This window comes from Lacihabitans soyangensis, assembly GCF_024343775.1.
GTDB classification, from domain to species: Bacteria; Bacteroidota; Bacteroidia; order Cytophagales; family Spirosomataceae; genus Leadbetterella; species Leadbetterella soyangensis.
In genome coordinates this window covers 1-1,971 of the sequence record NZ_RJUF01000139.1, presented here as the reverse complement: position 1 = coordinate 1,971, position 1,971 = coordinate 1, and the positions used below count along the sequence as shown (strand labels likewise).

Sequence of the window (1,971 nt, the reverse complement as noted above, 5' to 3'; positions counted from 1 at the left end):
TCTTTTCGACTTGCACCTTCTAGAGTTTATTTGTACTTTCGTACTCGATGTCCATACTGGGCACACACAGGGGTTTTGCAAAAGTGGGGCATTTGTACTAAATTTGAACATTGGAATTCTATTGAACATTTGTGCTAATTAAACATTTGTACTTCGATTTCCCCACCTTCGCAAAGCCCCAAAACGTTATGTGCAACCCTACGAAGCGACAGAACGACTATCAACGGACTGACCGACAAACCTAAATTTGTCGGTTATTTATGGACTTTTGTATTTTAGCATTTGCTTAAATAAGAAACTTTGCTACCTTTGCATTATGGAAGACTTTATTTGCATTAGACAACAGGCGGACACAAAACAGATTTTCCGTTGTAAGGACAGAGTTTCAGAACTCAATGGCTCGTTTGACATTTTATCAAGCGGACTTGAATTGGCAGGTAACAACGTAAGACTAAAAATTTTGTTTTTACTCTACGAAGAAAACCGACTTTGTGTTTGTGATTTGAGCGACATTTTGGGTATGACAATTTCAGCCATTTCGCAACATTTACGAAAACTGAAAGACCGCAAACTTATTCAGTCAGAGAAAGAAGCACAGACAATTTTTTACTCATTGACAAAGGAATATGAGAAAATGCTCAAACCATTTTTTAAAATACTTGACGACAATAAAATTTTGGAAACAATATGAAAACAGACAACAAACTCATTAGTGCAGGACTTTTGACAGCAATTGCATCGTCTTTGTGTTGCATTACGCCAGTTTTGGCAATCGTGGCAGGTTCAAGCGGGCTTGCTTCTACGTTTTCGTGGCTTGAACCATTTCGACCATATTTTATTGGTATGACGATTTTGGTTCTTGGTTTTGCTTGGTATCAAAAACTTAAACCAACTAAACAAATTGACTGTAATTGTGAAACAACTCAAAAACCAAATTTTATGCAAACGAAATCATTTTTAGGAATTATTACCGTTATGACAGTTCTACTTTTATCATTCCCAAGTTATGCCCATATCTTCTTTCCGAAGACAGAAAGCAAGACAATTATTACAACGACTTCCGAAATTCAAAAGGCGGAGTTTACAATTAAGGGTATGACTTGTTCGGGTTGTGAACATCACGTAAAGACAGAAATTAGCAAACTAAAAGGCATTGCGGAAGTTGTAGTTTCCTACGAAAAAGGCAACGCCATTGTAAAGTTTGACTCTAAACAAACAAGCATCGAAGAAATCGAAAAAGCCATCAACTCGACAGGCTACAAATCCCTAAAAAGCAAAATCATTTCATAATGGACACAATTTTAATATCAGAAATAACTTGCCCAAACTGCGGACACAAAAAAACGGAAGAAATGCCAACAAATGCTTGCCAATTTTTCTACGAGTGTGAGAGTTGCAAGACAACACTAAAACCTTTGCAGGGCGACTGTTGCGTATTTTGTAGTTACGGAACTGTACCTTGTCCGCCTATACAAGCAGGGACAAGTTGCTGCAAATAGACAAGCGGACGAACAAAAAAGGGCTGCACATAATCGAGTAGCCTGCCCCACTAGGAAACCCTAGCAGGGAGAGGCTCTCACACCACTGTACGTACGGGTCTCGTATACAGCGGTTCATTAAACATCGGACTTACCTTTTCATAGTAATCGTTCATACTTTCGTATCCCCTTTTTCTTAGGCGTTCTAGTGTGATAGTTGTTACCATTATAGGACTTTGGGCTATTACCCATCCTCCTTTTCGGGTTCTGCTAAATTGGTAGGCTTTACTTGGTGGAACTCCCAGTCGTATCAAGTTCTTACGTTTCCGTTCTGGCTTTTTCCAGTCTGTCCAAATGCAATATCGTAAACGGTTTCTTGTCCAACTGTCTATGCTTTTGAGTTTGCTGCCTATATTTCCAAGTTTGAAATAGTTGACCCATCCTCGTTGCAGTAGTTTCAGTTTTGTGTTACGTTCATCGAAACTCAATGGTG

Annotated in this window: 4 protein-coding genes; 3 read left to right on the top strand and 1 reads right to left on the bottom strand. The window is 38.9% G+C overall.

Annotated elements, in window-relative coordinates; translation table 11 throughout:
• Window positions 1-316: 316 nt before the first annotated feature.
• The 3 genes from EGI31_RS15065 to EGI31_RS15055 are packed head-to-tail and all read left to right on the top strand — an operon-like array spanning window position 317 to window position 1,499.
• Window positions 317-691 carry an ArsR/SmtB family transcription factor gene (locus EGI31_RS15065; RefSeq protein ID WP_255037993.1) on the top strand — a complete coding sequence of 125 codons (375 nt, stop codon included), beginning with the start codon at window positions 317-319 and terminating at the stop codon, window positions 689-691.
• A complete protein-coding gene (gene merTP, locus EGI31_RS15060; RefSeq protein WP_255037992.1) occupies window positions 688-1,290 on the top strand; it encodes a mercuric transport protein MerTP in 603 nt (200 codons plus the stop codon). Before EGI31_RS15065 ends, merTP begins: the two co-directional genes overlap by 4 nt.
• Complete coding sequence (locus EGI31_RS15055) at window positions 1,290-1,499, top strand: GDCCVxC domain-containing (seleno)protein (RefSeq protein ID WP_255037991.1); 210 nt, start codon at window positions 1,290-1,292, stop codon at window positions 1,497-1,499. Before merTP ends, EGI31_RS15055 begins: the two co-directional genes overlap by 1 nt.
• Window positions 1,500-1,576: 77 nt before the next feature.
• Here EGI31_RS15055 and EGI31_RS15050 read toward each other — a convergent pair.
• Window positions 1,577-1,971, bottom strand: a 395-nt coding sequence (locus EGI31_RS15050; protein WP_310586221.1) for a group II intron maturase-specific domain-containing protein, incomplete at its 5' end; no start/stop codon positions are given.